The 19,998-nt window shown below is 69.8% G+C and carries 10 protein-coding genes and 1 pseudogene; 5 read left to right on the forward strand and 6 right to left on the reverse strand.

Features of this window, described 5'->3' with window-relative positions; all coding sequences use genetic code 11:
- The first annotated feature begins 102 nt into the window (after nucleotides 1–102).
- On the forward strand, nucleotides 103–1,020 hold the full coding sequence (locus ACH4TG_RS09470; RefSeq protein ID WP_398241585.1) for a carbohydrate ABC transporter permease: 918 nt from the start codon (nucleotides 103–105) through the stop codon (nucleotides 1,018–1,020).
- Nucleotides 1,021–1,153: 133 nt separating this feature from the next.
- Entirely contained in the window at nucleotides 1,154–1,960 is an 807-nt protein-coding gene (locus tag ACH4TG_RS09475; RefSeq protein WP_398241586.1) for a carbohydrate ABC transporter permease, read from the forward strand.
- A 291-nt stretch (nucleotides 1,961–2,251) separates the two neighbouring features.
- On the opposite strand, the gene ACH4TG_RS09480 is transcribed toward ACH4TG_RS09475, so the two are convergent.
- Nucleotides 2,252–4,399, reverse strand: coding sequence for a SpoIIE family protein phosphatase (locus ACH4TG_RS09480; protein ID WP_398241587.1), 2,148 nt, complete (start codon nucleotides 4,397–4,399; stop codon nucleotides 2,252–2,254).
- Between the two features lie 991 nt (nucleotides 4,400–5,390).
- Between ACH4TG_RS09480 and ACH4TG_RS09485 the strand changes: the two genes are divergently transcribed.
- Nucleotides 5,391–6,164 (forward strand): SDR family NAD(P)-dependent oxidoreductase, encoded by a 774-nt coding sequence (locus ACH4TG_RS09485; RefSeq protein WP_398241588.1) that lies wholly within the window; start codon nucleotides 5,391–5,393, stop codon nucleotides 6,162–6,164.
- 96 nt (nucleotides 6,165–6,260) lie between these two features.
- Nucleotides 6,261–7,247, forward strand: a complete 987-nt coding sequence (locus tag ACH4TG_RS09490; protein WP_398241589.1) for an aldo/keto reductase — start codon at nucleotides 6,261–6,263, stop codon at nucleotides 7,245–7,247.
- A gap of 147 nt (nucleotides 7,248–7,394) precedes the next feature.
- Here ACH4TG_RS09490 and ACH4TG_RS09495 read toward each other — a convergent pair whose 3' ends face one another.
- The 3 genes from ACH4TG_RS09495 to ACH4TG_RS09505 all read right to left on the reverse strand — a co-directional run bounded on the left by ACH4TG_RS09495 (nucleotide 7,395) and on the right by ACH4TG_RS09505 (nucleotide 14,323).
- Nucleotides 7,395–8,735 carry an L-fuconate dehydratase gene (locus ACH4TG_RS09495; protein WP_398241590.1) on the reverse strand — a complete coding sequence of 447 codons (1,341 nt, stop codon included), beginning with the start codon at nucleotides 8,733–8,735 and terminating at the stop codon, nucleotides 7,395–7,397.
- Between the two features lie 1,589 nt (nucleotides 8,736–10,324).
- Nucleotides 10,325–13,003 carry a SpoIIE family protein phosphatase gene (locus ACH4TG_RS09500; protein WP_398241591.1) on the reverse strand — a complete coding sequence of 893 codons (2,679 nt, stop codon included), beginning with the start codon at nucleotides 13,001–13,003 and terminating at the stop codon, nucleotides 10,325–10,327.
- A gap of 426 nt (nucleotides 13,004–13,429) precedes the next feature.
- The gene (locus ACH4TG_RS09505; protein WP_398241592.1) at nucleotides 13,430–14,323 is read right to left on the reverse strand and encodes an NADP-dependent oxidoreductase; all 894 of its coding nucleotides are present in this window, start codon (nucleotides 14,321–14,323) and stop codon (nucleotides 13,430–13,432) included.
- A gap of 69 nt (nucleotides 14,324–14,392) precedes the next feature.
- On the opposite strand from ACH4TG_RS09505, the gene ACH4TG_RS09510 reads away from it, so the two are divergent.
- Nucleotides 14,393–14,980, forward strand: a complete 588-nt coding sequence (locus ACH4TG_RS09510; protein WP_398241593.1) for a TetR/AcrR family transcriptional regulator — start codon at nucleotides 14,393–14,395, stop codon at nucleotides 14,978–14,980.
- A 330-nt stretch (nucleotides 14,981–15,310) separates the two neighbouring features.
- On the opposite strand, the pseudogene ACH4TG_RS09515 reads toward ACH4TG_RS09510, so the two are convergent.
- Nucleotides 15,311–15,526, reverse strand: a pseudogene (locus ACH4TG_RS09515) (DUF1254 domain-containing protein); the annotation flags it as partial.
- 10 nt (nucleotides 15,527–15,536) lie between these two features.
- Nucleotides 15,537–19,832: a carboxypeptidase regulatory-like domain-containing protein gene (locus tag ACH4TG_RS09520; RefSeq protein WP_398241594.1), complete on the reverse strand. Its 4,296-nt coding sequence runs from the start codon at nucleotides 19,830–19,832 to the stop codon at nucleotides 15,537–15,539.
- Nucleotides 19,833–19,998 lie beyond the last annotated feature (166 nt).

Genomic DNA, 19,998 nt, shown 5'->3' on the forward strand with positions numbered 1-19,998 from the left:
CCCCAGCGCGGGAGCACTCCGCCAGGCGACCGTCTGTGAACGCGCACCCTTCAGGCCCCACCCCGGTGTCCGCACGGCGCCGTGGCCATCGAGAGAGTCGACATGACGCCGAGAAGTCGTCCCCGCGGCGGTGGCCGACGGCCCGTGGCGCTGGGCAGGCTCGGCGACTTCGCCCTCTTCGCGACGCCGGGCCTCGTCCTGTACGCGGTGTTCGTCCTGGCGCCCGTGGTCATGACCGTCGACTACGGCTTGACGAACCGCAACCCCTTCAACCCGCCGGTTCGCTTCGTCGGCCTGGAGAACTACAGGCTGCTGTTCCACGACAGCGACTTCCTGCACGCCTTGCGCAACACCCTGGTGATCACCGTGATCGTCACGGTCACGGCGAACGCAGGCGGGCTGGCGATCGCCCACCTGCTCGACCGCCGCGGATGGATCTACAACGCACTGCGAAGCGTTTTCTTCACTCCCGTGGTCCTCAGCGCCGTGGTGGTGAGCGTGATCTGGCAATCCATCCTGTCCGACGACGGCCTGCTCGACTCCCTGCTCCGGGACCTGGGCGTCCATCATCCGCCGGGCTGGCTCTCGGACCCCTCGCTGGCGCTCTACACGATCGCGTGGATCGTCACCTGGCAACTACTCGGCTTCTGCGTCGTGGTCTACCTCGCCGGGCTGCAGGGCGTGCCGAAAGAACTGCATGAGGCCGCCGCGCTGGACGGCGCCGGCCCCTTCCAGCGCTTCCGCTTCGTGACGTGGCCCCTGCTCGCTCCCGCACTGACCATCAACACGGTGATGCTGCTGATCACCGGATTCAAGGTGTACGACCAGGTGCAGGTCATCACCAACGGCGGCCCCGGCAGCGGCACCACCAGCACCATCGCCTTCAGCGTCGTGCAGACCGCCTTCACGGACAACCACGTCGGCTACGCCTCCGCGATGGCCACGGTGATGCTCGTCCTGGTCGTCTGCCTGTCCGTCGTCGTCCTCCGACTGCTGCAACGTCGTGAAGTGACGCCGTGACCCCCAGGTGAGGACACACAGGATGACGAGACGAGTCCCGTGTACAGGGAAGACTCCCGGAGGGCGCGGAGGGAATGACGAACCGGCCGGCACCTCGCAGGGACGCGGCGGCTTCCCCCGCGGGCGCGGCGGGATGCGACTCCTCTCCGCCCTCGTGGTCGGGGCCGCGTTCTTCCTGCCTCTCTATCTGATCCTGGTCAATGTCTTCAAGCACGGTCCGGACATCGTCCCCCACCCTGCATCTCTGCCGGTCCCACCTACGCTCGACAACGTCTCCGCGGTGCTCCGGCGCCCTGACCACCTCTTCTGGTACGGCCTGGCCAACAGCGTCGAGGTGGTGGTCGTCGCGGTGGCCGCGACCACCGGCATCTCCGCGATGCTCGGCTACTACCTGTCACGGGCCGGCGGCCTGGCTTCGCACGTGATCCTGGTGATTCTCCTGAGCGGGCTGATGGTCCCGCCCGCGGTGATCATCATCCCCCTGACCGTGCTGCTCCGGCACCTGGGCCTCATGACCTCGCTGCCAGGACTGATCCTTGCCGACGTCGGCTACTACGTGCCATTCGGCGTGTTCGTCTTCATGGGCTTCGTCCGCTCCGTTCCCCTCGAGTTGGAGGAAGCGGCCCGGATCGACGGGGCAAGCCGCCTGCGGATCTTCTGGCAGGTGATCTTCCCGCTGCTGCGGCCTGCCTCCGCCAGCGTCATGATCTTCCTGGGTACCTGGATCTGGAACGACTTCCTCAACCCGCTGATCATTCTGGGTCCTGCCACCGGCACGACGGTCACCGTCGGCATCTACCGAGCAATCGGCGAGCACCAGTCGGACTACGGAGCAGTCTTCGCGTTCATGTTCCTGGCCAGCCTCCCCATCCTCATCTGCTACCTCGTGTTCCAGAGGTACTTCGTCAAGGGCCTCACCGGCGGAGCCGTGGAAGGCTGACCGCCCCGAGTACCAGGCCCGACGCTCAGACTTCGGCAGGAACGACCCATCACCGCCCCCATCGACCGGCGACCGTCCGTCCGGCGCCACCGCTGATGCCGGCGCGCGGGATTCCCGGTGAACCGCGCGGCCGGGCTCAGGTGCGCGTTGGGGCGTAGGGCAGCGGGCCGGTCGCCACTGACCAGCGGTTTGGAGAGGACGTCGTAGCCGTCGCCGTGCTTGACGCTTCGGGCCTGCAGGCGGTTGGGGGTCCTGGTCGACTGCGACGAACGCCACTTCGCCGGGCGAGCCTCAGTCCATGGGCAGTTGCTGTTCGGCCCAGATGACCTTGCCTTCCGCCGTGTAGCGCGTTCCCCATCGGCGGGCCATACGGGCTACCAGGAACAGGCCCCTGCCGCCCTCGTCGGTGGTGCGGGCGTGCCGGAGTCGAGGCGAGGTGCTGCTGGCGTCGGTGACCTCGCAGATCAGGCTCGCGTGGCGGATCAACCGAAGCCGGATCGGGCCGACGGCGTGACGGATGGCGTTGGTGACCAGTTCACTGACGATCAGCTCGGTCGTGAAGTCCAGTGCGTCCAGCCCCCATATGCGGAGCGTATCCGTGCAGCAGGTCCGCGCCTGGCCCACTACCGCCGGGTCCTGGGGCAGGTCCCACGTGCTCACCTGGTCCGGGCCGAGCCCGTGGGCCCGGGCGACCAGCAGTGCGACGTCGTCGGAACGCGGGCGGGCGGGCATCGCGGCGACGAGTTCATCGCACACGGAGTCCAGGGAGCCGTCCGGCTGCCGGCGGACGGCGTCGTGCAATCTGAGCAGTGCCGCGTCCGTGCCCCCGGACGCGCTGTCCGAACCGTCTCCAGGCACGTGCTCGCCGTCGTACGCGGAGAGCAGTCCCTTGGTGAACAGGGCGAGGACGCTGCCGTCTGGGACATCGACGTCGGCGGCCTCGAAGGGCAGCGTCCCCAGGCCCAACGGCGGGCCGCTGGGCAAGGCGACGGGAACCATTTCACCCGACGGTCCCGCGACCACCGGGGCCGGGTGGCCGGCGCTGGCCACGGTGCAGCGCCGGGTCACCGGGTCGTACACGGCGTACAGGCAGGAAGCGCCCAGCAGGGAGGTGGCCGCGGCCTGGCCGTTGTCGGCGACCGGCCGCTCCTCCAGCAGCCGCAGCACCAGGTCGTCCAGATGCGCCAGCAGTTCCGCGGGCGCAGGATCGGTACTCGCCAGCGTCCGAACCGCCAGCCGCAGCCGTCCCATGGCCGCGGCGGCGTTGATGCCCCGCCCCACGACGTCGCCGACCACCAGCGCCATGCGGGCGCCGGACAGCGGGATCACGTCGAACCAGTCACCCGCCACGCCTGCGGCCGTCTGCGCGGGAAGATAACGCGTGGCGATGTCCAGGGCACCACTGCCGGCCGGTGGCCGGGACAGCAGGCTGCGCTGAAGCGCCTCGGCGGCAGTGTGTTCACGGGCGTATCGGCGGGCGTTGTCCAGGCACAGTGCGGCGCGGGAGACGAACTCCTCTGCCAGGGGGATGTCGCTGGGCTCGAAGCGTTCACTGCCGCTGCCGCGCAGTAGGAGCACCGCACCCAGGCATGCGCCGCGGGCGATCAGTGGCACGGCGATCACGGACCGCAGTCCGAACTCCTGGGCCAGTTCACTGCGGACGACGTCGTGGGCGTACCACTGCCCCAGCGGGGGCTCCATCGCCCGGTCCAGTACGGTGCGGCCCTCGGTCATGCAGCGGGCGATCGGGGAGTCGGTCGAGAAACCGGACGGTGCGCCGATCGGCACGGCGGCCTCCGGGCAACCTTCGCGCCGGGAGTGGTGGGCCACGCGCATCAGTGACAGAGCACCGGCAGGGGTCACCGGGCCCGGCTCGTCCCCGGCGAGGACCATCGGGAAGAGGTCCACCGTCACCAAGTCGGCCAGATGCGGAACTGCCGTCTCGGCCAGTTCCTCCGCGGTGCGGGTGATGTCCAGGGTCCGGCCGATCAGAGTGCCCGCCCGGGTCAGGAACAGCAGGCCGTCCTGGGCACGCTTGCGTTCCGTCACGTCGGTCCCCATGTAGCCCACGCCAAGGACCCGGCCTTCGTCGTCGTCCAGCCGGAAGAACGAGGTGGAGTAGGCCCTCTGGTGCTCGGTGTCAGCCGGGACGTGTCCGCGGTATTCATAACCCCGTATCGGGATTCCGCTGGTCAGCGCGTTCCTCAGCTGGTCCTCCATCGCGTTCGGCGCCAGCCTGGGCAGTACCTCCGTGATCCGCCGGCCGAGCCGCTGGCTCATCGATACGCCCGCCATCGACTCCAGCGTGTGATTCAGCCACATGTACCGCAGGTCGTGATCGAGCACAGCGATGCCGTACGGCAGGTCGGTCAGGAAGCGTTCCAGTACGGACTGGTTCAGCTCCCACCAGGGGGTGCGGGCGAGATCCACTGCGTACATCAGCCATACCTGACTCCGGGGTGGATCCTGAGCGGGGTACCCCGTGGTCATCGGACTGACGCGCACCCCCAGACGCACCGGGACTCCGTCCTTGCGGAACGCATCCAACACGCCGCTGAAGGGTCGCCCGAGAAGGGACTCCGCCGACAGGCCGAGGAGTCGGGTAATCGGCTGGCGCATGGCCTCGTCGGCCGAGTAGCCGAGAAGCCGCTCGCCGACGGGCGTCCAGCACACGACGTGCCCGTCCTCAGAGAAGGCCAGGGCCGCGGTGTCGGCCAGGTCCAGCGGCGGAGCCGGTACGCCTTCCTGTCCCGGGCTGCCGTCCGGTGACCCCGGCTGGTGCGCCCCGGCCCGAAGGCTCCTCGCCCACTGGGGTGCGGCCATGGCGATTGTCCTTCCCTGACCCCCTGATGACATTAAGTCCCAAATCTGAGCTTAGTCACAGGTCCGGTCACCATTCGCCCGTCGCTCTATGCTACCCAGATGAGGACAAAATACCCCAGGAGGGCGAACTCACGGCACAGCCTATAGGTCGGATGACTTCTGCGCCAGCTGGAGGAGATGCGCTGCGTTTGGAACACTCAGTCGATGATTCATCCTATGTGTACGCGAGTGCGGTCTTCCGTCAAGGGCGCGCGGGACTGCATCAGCGCCCACCTCCCCGCTCCAGCGAAAGGCGACGGTGCTCGCGTGGCTGCACAGATCCCGCGGATCACCTACGGTGTTGCCCATCTGCTCCTGCGACGACGGAACACCAACCCAGCCGGCCGTGGCACAACGGACGATCGAGTACGTCGACCACCTCCATGGGCACGTCACGACCCCGTCTTCCTCTGCGACGGGCGCTACCAGGCACCCACCACGCCCGGCTTCTCCTCGACCATGCGTCGCCAGCCGATCGGCGCGTACACCTTTCCCCACGGCGAGTGCGGGGCCGCCGTCCCCGCCGACCGCACCAACGGCGCCAGCCCCGACAACGAGTAGGCGGATCATGACCGACTTGAGCGGCCTGCGTGCCGTAGTGACAGGCGGCGCCTGCGGCATCGGGCGCGCCACCGCCGACATGCTGACACGGCGAGGAGCCCACGCTGCCGTGCTGGACCTCGATCCGTCAGGTGTGGACGAGGGCCTGATCGCGGTCAAGGCCGATGTCGGCGACGACGCCCAGGTACGCGCCGCGGTCGCGGAAGCCGCCAGCCGGCTGGGCGGTATCGACGTTCTCGTCAACAACGCGGGCATCAGCGTGATCGGCACGGTGGAGGACAACGACGACGAACAGTGGCGCCAGGTCCTGGACGTCAACGTGCTCGGCATCGTGCGGACCACACGCGCGGCGCTTCCCCACCTGCGCGCCTCCACGCACGCCTCGATCGTCAACACCTGTTCCGTCGCCGCCATCGCCGGGCTGCCGCAACGCGCGTTGTACTCCGCCAGCAAGGGCGCGGTGCTGTCCCTCACCCTGGCCATGGCGGCCGACCACGTCCGCGAGGGCATCCGCGTCAACTGCGTCACCCCCGGCACTGCCGACACCCCCTGGGTCAGCCGCCTCCTGGAGACCGCCGAGGACCCCGAGGCGGAACGCGCCGCCCTGATCGCCCGCCAGCCCATGGGTCGCCTGGTGACCGCCGAGGAAGTCGCCGCGGCCATCGTCTACCTCGCCTCACCCGCCGCTGCTTCGGTCACGGGCACGGCGCTCGCCGTGGACGGCGGCATCGCCGGCCTCCGAGTGCGTCCCCCCGGCTCGTCGGACGCCCGGCTCCTGTGAGTGGCCGAGCCTCCGGCAGGAACGTGGAAACCGCCGTCGAAGGCCAACCTGCCGCGGCTGCCCAGCCGACCCTCACCTCACGGAAGGCGCCCACGGATGCGCACGACCAGGCTGGGCCGCAGCAGCGTCAGCGTCACCAGCATGTCGTTCGGCGCCGCAGCGCTCGGCAATCTCGGCACCGCGGTCAGTGACGAGGACGCGCGTGCGGCTGTGGACGCCGGGTGGGCGGCCGGAATACGCTACTTCGACACCGCCCCCCACTACGGTCTGGGCCTGTCGGAGCTCCGGTTGGGGGCGGCCCTGCGGCATCGGCCGCGCGCCGAGTTCGTCGTCTCGACCAAGGTGGGCCGACTCCTGCGGCCCAAGACCGGCTCGGGCCGAGACGATGCGAACGGCTTCGCCGTCCCGGCCACGCACGAACGAATATGGGACTTCAGCGCACCCGGTGTGCGCACCAGCATCGAGGAAAGCCTCACCCGCCTCGGTCTGGACCGGATCGACGTGGTCTACCTGCACGATCCGGACGACCACGAGCACCAGGCCTTCACCGAGGCCTACCCCGAGCTGGAACGGCTGCGCGCCGAGGGAGTCGTGGGCGCCATCGGCGCGGGCATGAACCAGACCCGGATGCTCGACCGCTTCGTCCGCGACACCGACGTCGACGTGGTCCTGCTCGCCGGCCGCTACACCCTGCTCGACCAGACCGCACTGGACTCGTTGCTGCCAGACGCCTTCCGGCGCGGTGTCTCCATAGTCATCGGCGGTGTCTTCAACTCCGGTCTGCTGGCCGCTCCCAAGCCTGGCGCCACTTTCGATTACGCACCCGTGTCCCCCGCGCTGCTGGACCGTGCGTTGCACATGCAGGAGCTGTGCGAGAGCCACGGCGTTCCGCTGCGGGCCGCGGCTGTGCGCTTCCCCTTCGGTCATCCAGCCGTGGCGAGCGTGCTGGTGGGTGCCCGCTCGGCCGAAGAAGTACGCGACGCCGCCGCGCACTTCGCCCGGCCGCTGCCCGCACGGCTGTGGGACGACCTGCGCTCCACCGGTCTGGTCCCGGACGGAGTGCCCGTACCGAGCGAGCGATGAGCTCGCGGTTCACGCTGGTCCCGTCTCCCCCCGTTACGGCCTGAGCCCCGCCGAACGGCGACTCGGAGAGGCACGACGCAACCGTCCGCACGAGGAGCTCACGCCGTCCACCAAAGCGGGTCGGCTCCTTCGTGCCTCATTTGCCGCTCATGACCTGCCCGCCCTGGCGGTCTTGAGGTCGGCGGTCCAGAAGGTGCCGTCGGGAAAGCTGTACGTCGCGATCGACTTCTTATGCATCTGTGCGGAGAAGCCCGGAGCCGTGGGAGCGACGTAGTGTCCGTCGAGGATCTGGGCCGGGGTCAGGAAGTGCTCGTGCAGATGGTCGACGTACTCGATGACCCGGTCCTCGGTGGTGCCGGAAAGGGAGACGTAGTCGAACATCGAAAGATGCTGGACCAGTTCGCACAACCCCACTCCACCCGCGTGCGGGCAGACGGGTACGCCGAACTTGGCGGCCAGGAGCAGGATCGCCAGGTTCTCGTTGACACCGCCGACCCGGGCCGCGTCAAGCTGCAGAACGTCGATGGCGCCGGCCTGCAGGAGTTGCTTGAAGACGATGCGATTCTGCACGTGCTCACCGGTGGCGACCTTGATCGGTCGGACGCGCGTACGTATCGTCGCGTGGCCCAGGATGTCGTCGGGGCTGGTGGGCTCCTCGATCCAGTGCGGCTCGAACTCGGCGAGCGCGTTGGTCCAGGTGACGGCCTGGTCCACGTCCCAGCGCTGGTTGGCGTCGATGGCCATCCGCACCGTCGGCCCGATGGCCGCGCGGGCCGTTCGGCAGCGGCGCACGTCGTCGGCCAGATCCGCGCCGACCTTCAGCTTGATCTGTGTGAAGCCCTCGTCGACGGCCTGCTTGGCCAGGCGGGTGAGTTTCTCGTCCGAGTAACCCAGCCAGCCCGGAGAGGTGGTGTACGCGGGGTATCCCCGTTCCAGGAGGTGATCGGTTCGGGCCGCCCGACCGTTCTGGCCGCCCCGCAGCAGTCGCAGCGCGTCCTCACCGGTGAGAGCGTCGGTCAGGTAGCGGAAGTCGATCTGACTGACGAGCCACTCCGGTGTGGCCTCGGCCAGAAAGCGCCACACAGGCAAGCCCGCTCTCTTGGCCGCCAGGTCCCACACCGCGTTGATCATCGCGCCGATGGCCATGTGCATCACCCCCTTCTCGGGACCGAGCCAGCGCAACTGGCTGTCGCCGATCAGGTCGCGATGCAGAGATCCCGGGTCCGCGCACAGCTCGGCGACCGGGCGGCCGAGAACGTACTCACGCAGTGCGTCCAGCGCGGCGACCTGCACATCGTTGCCGCGCCCGATGGTGAACGTGAAGCCGTGCCCTTCCAGCCCGTCGCCCGCGTCGGTGCTCAGCACGACATAGGCGGCGGAGTAGTCCGGGTCGGCGTTCATGGCATCGGATCCGTCCAGCTCCCGCGACGTGGGGAAGCGGATGTCGTATGTGTCCACGGCGGTGATCCGCGACGGTTGTGCGGACATGAGAGGTCCTCTCGAAGTGCCTGTGCCGGCGGCGGGCGGGTCACGCCGCGGCGAAGGTCTGACGCTGGCTGCCGAGCCGGTCGCTGCCCAGCCCTACGACTCGCCAGGGCGCAGTGATGTGTGGCCGGGCAGGCCGGGTGCGTCGCCCGCCCCGTCCGTACCGACCGAACGGCGAGGAATCAGCACCTGGTCGTAACGTCCGACGTCTGTGCCCGGGTCCTTCACGAACTCCGTGGGACAAGGAGGGCTGCAGGCGCCGTCGATGTCATGAGTTACGGCCGACAGGTCCAGGAAACGGACACCGCCGTCCCCTACGGTGTCCACGGCTGCCGGACGTTCGTCCCTGACGGCGCCGACCCGCGTGAATCGCATGAGCACACACCTCAGCCATGGGGAGCAAGGGAAACCCGCGCGGGCGAACAAAGGCATCGGTGATCCCCGGCGAACCGAACTCGACCATACGGCTCAGGGCTGAGTAGCGCAAGGATTCATCGGACGACTCATTAAAGGCACTAAAGGAATATATTGGATTAATTCCCATGTAACAACCGCTCGACTGCTCTGATCGAGACCCCAACCTTTCGGTGTGCGTGCAATGGTGGGAGAGTGATCCGATGTCGTAGCGCTTCAGCACAGTGGGCTCCGTCATCCCCTGTGTCCCGCCTGACTCGTTCGAAGGAGGGCTATGGGGAGGCCAGGCAGAGGGAAGGATTAGCGCAGCCGTGAGCGTGAGCGGGACCGGCAGTGGGGGCGGTGATACTCGAACTGCTCAGCGAATGAGGGCCCTCACCGTGGAGGAACGACCTGCTGGACCGCGACATCGCCCGTATGGTGGCCCTGCGCGGAGGCCGCCACCGCCGCCGGGCAGTTCGGACGGATGACCGGCCACGCCCGACGGCGCTCGCCGTTGGGCAAGCGGCCGTTGTCGCGCAGCGCTCTGCGCCTCTCCTCCGTGGGAAACCGGTCGGCTTCGTCGCCGATGAAGACCACGACACTGACCGGTCACCGTCTCGGCTACCTTCCGGTGATGGCTACGTCGAGCAGGTCGCTCGTTGCCCCGTTTGAGTCGCCGTCGAACACCAACCTCACGTATTGGGCGTGTGCGCCAACTGGGAAACCGGCCGAAGAGGGCGCACGGCCCGGCTATGTGCCAGGCAGGCCACCCCTCGCCCACCTCCAGCACCTCCGGCCGGATCCTCTGCGCGGGCCCGCGAGCCCGTTCGGCCTGTTCAGCCGCTCGGACCTCGACTCGCTTGCCAGGAGGTCCCGGACAGCAAGGGCCCGCTGTTAGCGGGCGGTGGTTCGCGAAGGCAGTTTCCGCACGACGCGGCGAATTCCCTGATCAGGCCATGGCTGACGGGTTCGTAGAAGCGGAAGCGGAGGCCATCGGGCGCGGAACGCGCCCCGGCCGAGCCGGTGAAGGAAAGTAGTCACTGCGGTCGTGCTGGTACCGCAGGGGCAGCGATAGCCGCGGGGCTCGCGTACTCATCCGGCGGTACCCGGCGGCTCGCTCCGGCGACCCGTCTGTCACCCGGCCCGGGGCGCACGGGGGCTCTTGCAGGGGCAGCGCATCCGGGCCGGTGGGCGGCTCAGTCGTCCCATTGGTCGAGGAGGGCGTCGTCGACTGCGAGGGTGGGCGTGATGCCGTCGTCGTGGAGGGGCTGTTCGGTCCAGATGATCTTGCCGCGGGCCGTGTAGCGGGTTCCCCAGCGCTGTGCGAACTGGGCCACGAGGTACAGCCCGCGGCCGCCCTCGTCGGTGGTGGCCGCGCGGCGCAGGTGGGGCGAGGTGCTGGAGCCGTCCGCGACCTCGCAGATGAGGTGCCGGTCGTACAGCAGCCGCAATCGGATGGGCTGGGTGCCGTACCGGAGGGCATTGGTGACGAGCTCGCTGATGATCAGCTCTGCGGTGAAGGCGAGGCGTTCCAGGCCCCAGGCCCCGAGTTGACGGCCGGCCTCGGACCGGATGCGGCAGACCGCTTCCGGTTCGGAGGGGATGTCCCACTCGCGGACATGGGTGGGGTCGAGAATGCGTGTGCGGGCGACGAGCAGGGCGACGTCGTCAGCGGGGTGCTCCGGAAGGAGGGCGTCGATGACCGTCTGGCATGTCTGTTCAGGGGTGCGGTGGGAGTGGGCGAGGGCGTCTCGCAGAATGTCCAGGCCGGAGCTGAGGTCGCGGTCGCGGTTCACGACCAATCCGTCGGTGAACAGGGCGAGTTGGCTGCCTTCCGGCAGGTCGAGCGTGGCGGTCTCGACAGGGAGCTTGCCTCCGAGTCCGAGGGGAGGTGACACGGGCGTGTCGGGGAAGGAGACCGTCCCGTCGGGGAGGATCACGGCTGGGCCCGGATGGCCGGCCCGGGCGATGGTGCACGTTCCGGAGACCGAGTCGTAGATCGCGTACAGGCAGGTGGCCCCGGTGACGTCCAGGTCGGCCTCATCGCCGCTCTCGTCGGCGTCGAGGTGGGCGACGAGTTCGTCCAGGTAGCTCAGCAGCTCGTCGGGCGACAGGTCCAGCCTTGACAGGTTGTGCACCGCGGTGCGTAGTCGCCCCATCGTTGCCGCCGCGTGCAGGCCGTGGCCGACCACGTCGCCCACCACCAGTGCGACACGTGCCCCGGGGAGTGGGATGACGTCGAACCAGTCCCCGCCGACTCCCTCCTGCGCGGGCAGATAGCGCCACGCCACTTCCAGGGCGTTCTGTTCCGGCAGCCCCCGCGGCAGCAGACTGCGCTGCAGCGTCACGGCCATCGCGTGCTCGCGAGTGAACCGGCGCGCGTTGTCGATGCAGACGGCCGCTCTGGCCGCCAGTTCCTCCGAGAACGACAGATCGTCCTCTTCGAATTCCGGTGAATCGGCCGACCGCCAGAAGGTCACCAGGCCCAGTACCACGCCCCTGGCCTGCAAGGGAACGGTGATCAGCGAGCGCAATCCGCAGGCCAGCGCTCTCGCGGCGAGCTGCGGATCCTGCTCCTGCCACGCCTGGGCCTGCCCCAGGTCCGCCTCGAGCTGCGCACGCCCCGTTTCCAGCGCCTGCATCTGCGGTGTCGCCGCCGCGAACGTGACCGGCTCGCCCAAGGGGTTCACCGCCACGCCGTCCTGATGGCCGCTGACGGCGGTGCGCCGCATCTGCCGCCACGACTCCGGTGCCGGCTCCTGGCCCTGCACGACCGCGTCCAGAAGATCCACGACGGCGACGTCGGCGAACTGCGGCACGGTGACCTCGGTCAGTTCCTCCGCGGTGCGCACGACATCCAGCGTGGTCCCGATCTTCACACCGGCGTCGTACAGCAACGTGAGGCGCTCCCGCATGTCCGCCGCCCGCCCCGACACCGCTGCGAGTTCCGTGGTGTCCCGCAAGGTCACCACGCTGCCCCCCTGACCTCCGTAGGGGGCGACAGGGCGCTTGTTGACCGCAAGGAGCCGGTCGCCGGCCAGGTGCGCTTGATCCGTGACCGGCTCGGTGGACCGGAGAAGCCGCGCCGTCCCGCTGTCCAGACCGACGTCGCCGATGTCCCGCCCCTCGGCATCCTTCGGCAGATCGAGCAATCGCCGCGCTTCGTCGTTGACGAGCAGCAGCCGCCCGTCGGCTCCGATGATGAGCACGCCCTCCCGAACCGCGTGGAGCACGGCGTCGTGGTGGTCGTACATCCGCGCCATCTCGACCGGGCGCAGCCCGTGCGTCTGCCGGCGCAGCCGCCGGGCGACCAGCACGGTCCCCGTGGTGGACGCGGCAAGGACCCCGGCGCCGGCACCGAGGATGATCGGCAGCTGCTGGTGGACCAGGCTCGTCGCGTGTTGCACCTTCAGCCCGGCGGACACCGCGCCGGCGACCGAACCGTTGGCCCGGAACACCGGGACGATCACCTGGATGGACTTCCCGCGCGGTCCGGGCAGGCTGACCTGGCTCGGCGTCGGAGTGAGCTCTTCGATGACGACATGACCCGCCAGTGCGGGCCCGACGTTACCGACGAACTTCTTCCCGATGGCCGTCGGGTTGGGATGGGTGAGCCGGATCCCGTGCGTGTTCACCACGACGATGAAATCGACACCCGTCCGCTTCTGAGCGGCTACGGCGCGTGGCTGCAGCACCGCCGTCGGGTTCCTGCTGTCCAGCGCCGCCGCCGTACCCGGCGCGCTGGCAAACGCTTGTGCCGCGGCCAGTGACTGGCTCCGGGCCTGACGAATGGCGGCCTGCTGTGAATACAGCACCAGGGCGGTCACTGCTGCGGCGACCAGAAGCACCACGATGAGGGCCTGCAGGGCCAGCACCTGGCCGGCCGCGCTGCGCAGTGAGAACAGGGAACGCGGCTTCGCGTCCGGCTCCGCTCCGGCGGCGCGATCGGATCCGCGTGGCTTCTTCCGGCCGGCACGTGTCGAATGCCGTGACGCGAGGCTTTGGCCGTCCGGCGCACCGCCGCGCCGCACGCCCGGCGCACGGCTCAGCGACCCCTCTCGATCGCCGGCGGAACGAACGGGAGGGTGGCGCGGGCGACGGTCCCGAGACCAGAACCTCCTCATGGGCCATTCGTACACTAATGTTCACTTTGTTGTGAACCCGAGGCTCATGACGAGCCCGGTTCGTGGACATCGCGCGCTGCCCCGTCGGCGCGGCGCCCAGCGGCGAGGTCGGCCGCAGGGCGGTTCGGGCGCCGCGTCCACCTCACCTCGCCGCTGTGCCGCCGCTCAGGGAACGGCTCAGACGACCACGACCCGGCGCCCGCGGGTGTGACCGGCCTGACTGTCGACGTGCGCGGCCGCGGCCTCGGCGAGCGTGTACGACCTCTCGACCGGGATGTGGAGCCTTCCCCGCGCGATGAGGTCGGCGGCCTCGGCGAGCGCATCCGGCACGCTCCCGGCCGCGCCGGAGAACCGGACGCCGAGCTCCGGCGCACCGAGATCGGCGATCGAGATCACCTTCTTCGGGTCCCCGGTCAGCTCGACGAGCTCGCGGATCACGCCCGAGCCGGCCAGATCGAGGGCCGCGTCGACATCGCCGAGGTGCCGGACCCGCTCGACCCAGCCCTCGCCGTACGTGGTGGCGCGGGCTCCCAGGCTGCGCAGATAGTCCTGGTTCGCGGCTCCGGCGGTGCCGATCACCGCGATCCCGCGGTCGTGGGCGATCTGCAGCACTGCCGATCCCACTCCCCCGGCCGCACCGCTGACCAGCATCGTCTGCCCTGGCCGCACACCGACCTCGCGGATGACGCGCAGCGCGGTCTCCACCACGGAGGGGTAGCCGGCGGCCTCTTCGAACGTCAGCCCCTCGGGCATACGAGCCCAGGCCGACAGCACGGCGAACTCGGCATAGGTGCTGGAGCCTTCGCCGAACACGTGGTCGCCGACCTCGACCCCTTCGACACTCTCGCCGACCTCGTCCACCACCCCGGCGGCGTCCAGCCCGACTCCGGCGGGCAACTCGATCGGATGGGCCTTGAGCACCTGCCCTTCACGGATCCGCCAGTCGACCGGGTTGACGCCCGCAGCCCGCACGGCGATGCGTATCCGACCGGGGCCCGCGTGGGGCTCCTCGGCATCTATGAGGCGCAGAACGTCCGGACCGCCGAACTCGGCGAAGCTCACTTTCTTCATGCGGCGACCGTAGCACTAACGGTTAGCGTTTTATCACTGTTCCAATTTTGCATCTGCTAGTGTGAGCGCATGACCGTGCCGTCCGGGCGCCGTGAGCGCAAGAAGGCCGCGACCCGCCAGAAGATCGCCGACACCGCCCTGCGGCTCTTCCTGGACCGCGGGTACGACGCGGTGGGGATCCGCGAAGTGGCCGCCGAGGCCGACGTGGCCGTCACCACGCTCTTCTCCCACTTCGCCTGCAAGGAGGCCCTCGTCTTCGAGCAGGACGAGGACTTCGAGCAACGCCTCACGCAGGCGGTCACCGGCCGGGCGCCGCACGAGCCGCTCATCCCCGCACTGCGCGGCGAGATCCAGGCCCTGGTACGACACTGCACAGCGGACAGCGCCGCCCCGATCTGGCACATGATCGACGGATCACCCGCCCTGCGGAGGTACGACGAGTCGATGCGGCTGCGCCACGCGGAGACACTGGCGACGGCCATCGCCGCCGACCCCGAGCTGTCACCGACCGCGACGGCGAGCCGGACGATCGCCAGGTTCGTGATCGACGCCTATGCGCTGGCCCGCGAAGCAGCCGAACCGGAGGCCGCGGTGGACGAGATCTTCGGGATGATCGAGGCGGCCTGGGAGGCCGCCAGCACTTCTCGACGTGGGTGATGGATGTTTGGTCGGCAGTTCACCGGCTTGGAGGTCGGGGGCTGCTGGGCCTGCACACAGCCTCAGTGGCCAGTGAGGTGAAAGCTGGTCTGCGCGGGCCGGATTCAGAAACCAGAACGGTCGGTGGACGTGACTGCCGGGGTGGGATGGGGCCAGTAGGCGCGCAGGTAGAGGGAGAACGGGCCGCCAGCGGCGGGGAGCCAGTTGGGCTTGTCGTGGTGAACGCAGCGCCTTTGCGCTGGGTGCTCCAGTGGTGGTCCAGTGGGATGCCGATGTTCCGGAACTCGAACAGTTCAGTTTGCCGGTGTACTCGGCCAGGGGATAGGCCATCGCCTTGTTGATCAGCTGCTGGACCGCGGCGCGGTCCTGGTCGGTGTCGTTCATGAAGACCCGGGGGATGACTGCGGCGATGCGGGTGTCGAAGCGGAAGACCCCGACGATGCCCTCGGGCACCTGCCCGTCCCAGTCGGACGGGGCCAGCAGGTAGCAGCGCCGGGTTCCGCGGGCGGCGCCCGGTCCTGGTGCCGACCCCCCGTGGGCCGGCACCAGGAGCGCGCTACGACGTGGGGAGGGTGAAGTCAGCCGTGGTTGTGGCTCCCTTCGCGATCCTCACGATCCGCAGTTGCGGCTGGTAGCCGTCCTTCCCCGCGGTCAGCGCCAGCGGGTTGTAGCCCTTGTCGAGCCACAGCTGGTAGTGACCCGCGGCATCGGTCCTGAGGCTGTAGGTGACCGCGCCGCACCCGAGGTTCTTGTTCCACATCGTGCAGACCTGCACGGACGCTCCGCGGATCGGCTGCCCGTCCGAGCCCGAGACCGTGCCGGTGAGCTTGCCCCACGACGCCGGCGGGTCGACCGTCATGGCCACGCTGATCCGGCCGTCCTGGTACGGCGTGTCCGTCTCGACGCCGACGGCGGCGGCGTAGTCCCCGGGCTGCGACACCGCGCTTGAGTCGGCGGTCACCGCCACGGTCACCGACTGCCCCGGGGCCACGTCGAACCCGGTGGTGCCCTCGTTGAGCCACGAGACGTCCCCGACGCCGCCGCACTCGTCGTAGCCGGGCAGGGTCTCGCTCGACGCGACACCGTAGAAGTTCCCGGTGGAGCCGCCGATCCGGTAGAGGCCGCAGGAAGCCGCCCCGCGGAACAGGGCGTTGGTGGAGTTCGGCAGCGCCGACCACTCGTCCCGGGCGGGGTCGTAGGCGAAGGCCTGGTTGGTCAGCGCGGTGCTGTTGTCGATCACCCCGCCCATGACCTGGAGCTGTCCGTCGGCCGCTGCGGATGCAGCGCCCCAGGCGTCCATCGGCAGGTCGGCCTCCCTGACCCACTGGCTGGCGCCGGGCACCAGGGCGTAGGTGGCGGTCAGCGCGGCGTTGGTGTTCGCGTCGAGGCCGCCGGTGCAGACCACCTCGCCGCCCACTCCCCCGCACGCTCCGAAGGCGATGGCCGTGGGGTACGAGGGTTCCCTGGTCCAGGCGCCGGCAGCCGGGTCGAAGCTGTAGACGGACTTGGCAGCCGGGGTACAGGTGTCGGTCGTGCAGCCGCCGACGATGTACATCCGGCCCTGGAGCACGGCGTGTCCGGCGACGCTGACGCCCGCCGGCAGGTCCGCGACCCGCGTCCAGCGGTCGTTGTCCGCGTCGTAGGAGTACACGTGGTTGCTGACGTCGCCCGCGGCGTTCCAGCCTCCCACCACGTACAGGGTCCGGCCCACGAAGTCCGCGGTGGCGCCGTGCACCGCTTCCGGCAGGGCGGCGATGGACTTCCACGACGCGCTCACCGGGTCGTACACGTTGGCGGCGGAGGACACCGTGGTCAGGTAGCTCCCGCCGACGACGTAGACCTTCCCCTCGCGGTAGGCGACGGCGTCGTCCATCCGCTTCGACGGGTAGTCGGCGATCGGCGTCCAGCCCGCCGCGGCCGGTCCCGCCTGGTCCGGCCGGGCCTGCGCGCCCCCGTCCGCAGGGACACCGCCCGTCCCTTCATCGGCTTGGCCCTTACCGGGGACGGCCGCGGGACTGACAGCGGCCTTCACCACCATCGCCGGGGCCCCGGGGGCCGCCGCCTGGTGCCGGCCGTCCATTGCGGTGAACCCGCCGTCGGACTCGTTCAGCGTGACGTGTACCGGTGCGGTCCCGTCGTTGCCGAAGGTCACCTGCTGGGACTTCGCCCGGCCCATCGGCTCGGTGACCGCGATGGAGGACCGGTCGACGGTCAGGTGTCCGGCCCGCAGCTGGAAGTCACGCCGGACGATCCCGTCGGCGGTGATGTCGACCTCGGCGTTCGTCGGGGTGTACTTCCCGTCCTTGACGGTGAAACCGGTCGTTCCTGTGTGGCTGGAGAACAGCCAGTAGTAGCCGTCGGAGAGCCCGGCGTCGGCGGGCGTGGGCGCGGTGATGCCGAACTGGCCGCTGTCGCCCGCCACCGTCGCCCCGTCGACGGGTTCGCCGGTGTTGTGGTCGTGGACCACGCCGGCCATGAGCCCACCGGCGGTCGGGCCGCAGGAGTGGTTGCCGACGAACACGTTGTCCAGTTGCCAGAAGAGCGACCACATGCCGGTGAAGTGGAACCGGACCCGGACGTCCGCGTGCCCGGCGGCCGCCGGGATCGGGATGTCCACATGCCCCTGGAAGCCCACGGTCGTCTTCTTCCAGACCGACGTCCAGGTCTGGCCCCCGTCGGTGCTCACGTCGACGCTGCCGGTCTGTCCCCAGGCCGCGTCGTAGTCGGTGTCGAAGGCGATCTCCGGGTTGTCCGCCGCGGACAGGTCCTCCTGGGGCGACACCAGACTCGTGTCCTGCACGTTGCCGATGCCGTACCGGTAGGAGTCGACGACGGCGAAGTTGCCGCTGCCGCCGGTCCTGTTGCCGCGGTTGCCCGGGTCGTCGAAGCCCCAGGTCTGGCCCTTGCCCTTGGCGTCGGTGACGGTCCACCCGGCCTGCGGGTCCTTCCCCGTCCACCCGTCGAAGTCGGTCAGCGACCCGTCGAGGGACCAGGCGTAGCCGGGGGCGGTGCAGGTGTTTCCGTCGATCTTCATACCGACGTCGGCCCGCACCGTTCCGGTCCCTGCCGTGAGGTCCAGCGGCACGTCGGACTCCCTGTAGCCCGGCAGGTCCGCGGACGTCGCGTGCAGGGTGTAGCGCGCGCCCTCGGGCAGGGACAGGGAGTAGCGGCCGGTGTAGGGGTCGGAGTAGGCGACAGCGCCCGGGGCGCCGTCGACGGTGATCTCCGTTCGCATCGGCCATCCGTGGCCCGAGGCGTCGGTGACCGTGCCCGACACCGTGCGGTCCGGCTCCCCGGTCAGCGTGAAGTCCGCGTCGGCCTTCTTTCCGACGGTGACCTCGACCTGGTCGGTCCGGTCCGCGTAGCCGAACTTCGACGCGGTCACCGTGTAGGTGCCGGCCGGTGCGTGCAGGTCGTAGGTTCCGTCCGTGCCGGAGGTCGCGGTGAAGGCGCTGCCTTCGGGATCGACCGCGCGGACGGTCGTGCCGGGCAGCGGGTGCCCGGAACCCGCGTCGGTCACCGTGCCGGCGATCTCACCGGTGCGGCCCTGCGCCAGTCCCGAGACCCCGTGCGGGGTGCCGAGCCCGGTGGGGCCGTCCCAGCCCGTACCGGCCTGGCACAACTTGGTCCCGCACGACCCGTTGACGCCGCTGGTCACGTCGAAGAACGTCGAGCTCGCCGCGTAGGGATACGACGCCGGGTAGGTGCCCGGCGTCGGCGTACCGGCGAGCGCGTACATGCCGGCCACCAGCGGCGACGCCAGCGACGTGCCGCCGTACTGCGCCCACCCTGACTGGCCCACCGTGTTGTACACGCCGATCCCGCTCACGGGGTCGGCGTCCGCGGCGATGTCCGCGGTGCCCTTGTGCTCGCCGCAGGTGGTGTCGACGCCCTGCTGCCAGTCGGGGCGCGGCTCGTAGAGCGAGCAGCCCGAGCCGGCGCCCGCGCCACCGGCCTGGGAGCCCCAGGCGCTCTCGGTCCACCCGCGCGTCGAGGCGTCACGGGTCAGCCGCGTGCCGCCGACCGCGGTCACGACGGGGCTCGTCGCCGGCCACGACTGGACGTTGCCGCTGTCGCCGGAGGAGACCGTCACGGCTATGCCCGGGTGGTCGTAGTAGCCGTCGTACGCCGCTTCCTGGGCGTTCTCGCCGTCCACGCCGTAGGAGTTGGAGATCGCCACCACACCCGGCCACGCGGCCGCGGTGTTCACCGCCGCGCCGAGGTCGTCCAGCCCGGCCGTGTCACCCTGCACCAGCAGGATGCGGCACTTCGGGCACACGCTCGACACCGCGTCCAGGTCCAGCGCCGTCTCGATGCTCCACCCGCCGTTGTCGGCCGGGTAACTCGTCCCACCCCGCTGGTCGACCTTGGTGAAGCACCCGCTCGCCGTCGTACAGGCCGGCAGCCCGTAGTAGCTGCGGAACACCGCCAGATCCGACTCGGCAGCCGAGTACCCGTAGGCGTCCACGATGGCCACCGTCACGCCCTCCCCACCATCGGGCAGGTCGTAGGCGCTCACCAGGTCGGAGGGGGTCAGCGCCGTGGCCGGCGGGGTGTCGTCGGCCTGCATCTGCTGCCCGGCCGCGTCGGTGTACCCCACGGCGAAGCACTTCGCCACCGGCACGCCGGAGCGCAGTTGCGCCGCGGTCGGCGTGGAGCATCCCGCCGCCCGATAGCGTGCCTGTGCGGCAGCCGGCGACGGGGCGGCGGCTCGTGGCGCAGTCGGGGCCGCCGAGGACGAACCCGTGGCGGCCTGGGACGCGGGGGCCGTCCCCAGCGCCATGCCCACCGCCAGTAACACGATCAACGACCAGGCGATCAGGATCCGCCTGTGCTCGGGCGTCGTGTCCATCACGAGATCTCCTCCGGGACCGGATCGCGGCGACGGACCGGGTGTGCCGGTCGGTTCGCCGCACTCCGAGATGGCAGTTCGGGAACTGGGCAGGTTGGACAGGGTGATCCCGGTTGCCGGGTCAGGACACGGGTTCCGCTTCCCGACGGGCCCCCGGACGGTTGTG

The organism is Streptomyces sp. NPDC020917, assembly GCF_044333795.1.
Taxonomy (GTDB): Bacteria; Actinomycetota; Actinomycetes; order Streptomycetales; family Streptomycetaceae; genus Actinacidiphila.

What these genes read in the sequence shown, in the direction of transcription:
- ACH4TG_RS09510 (WP_398241593.1), top strand. Translation starts at nt 14,393, where the DNA reads ATGACCGTGCCGTCCGGGCGCCGTGAGCGCAAGAAGGCCGCGACCCGC.
- ACH4TG_RS09470 (WP_398241585.1), top strand. Translation starts at nt 103, where the DNA reads ATGACGCCGAGAAGTCGTCCCCGCGGCGGTGGCCGACGGCCCGTGGCG.
- ACH4TG_RS09495 (WP_398241590.1), bottom strand. Translation starts at nt 8,735, where the DNA reads ATGTCCGCACAACCGTCGCGGATCACCGCCGTGGACACATACGACATC.
- ACH4TG_RS09485 (WP_398241588.1), top strand. Translation starts at nt 5,391, where the DNA reads ATGACCGACTTGAGCGGCCTGCGTGCCGTAGTGACAGGCGGCGCCTGC.
- ACH4TG_RS09490 (WP_398241589.1), top strand. Translation starts at nt 6,261, where the DNA reads ATGCGCACGACCAGGCTGGGCCGCAGCAGCGTCAGCGTCACCAGCATG.
- ACH4TG_RS09480 (WP_398241587.1), bottom strand. Translation starts at nt 4,399, where the DNA reads ATGTACGCAGTGGATCTCGCCCGCACCCCCTGGTGGGAGCTGAACCAG.
- ACH4TG_RS09475 (WP_398241586.1), top strand. Translation starts at nt 1,154, where the DNA reads ATGCGACTCCTCTCCGCCCTCGTGGTCGGGGCCGCGTTCTTCCTGCCT.
- ACH4TG_RS09505 (WP_398241592.1), bottom strand. Translation starts at nt 14,323, where the DNA reads ATGAAGAAAGTGAGCTTCGCCGAGTTCGGCGGTCCGGACGTTCTGCGC.
- ACH4TG_RS09520 (WP_398241594.1), bottom strand. Translation starts at nt 19,832, where the DNA reads ATGGACACGACGCCCGAGCACAGGCGGATCCTGATCGCCTGGTCGTTG.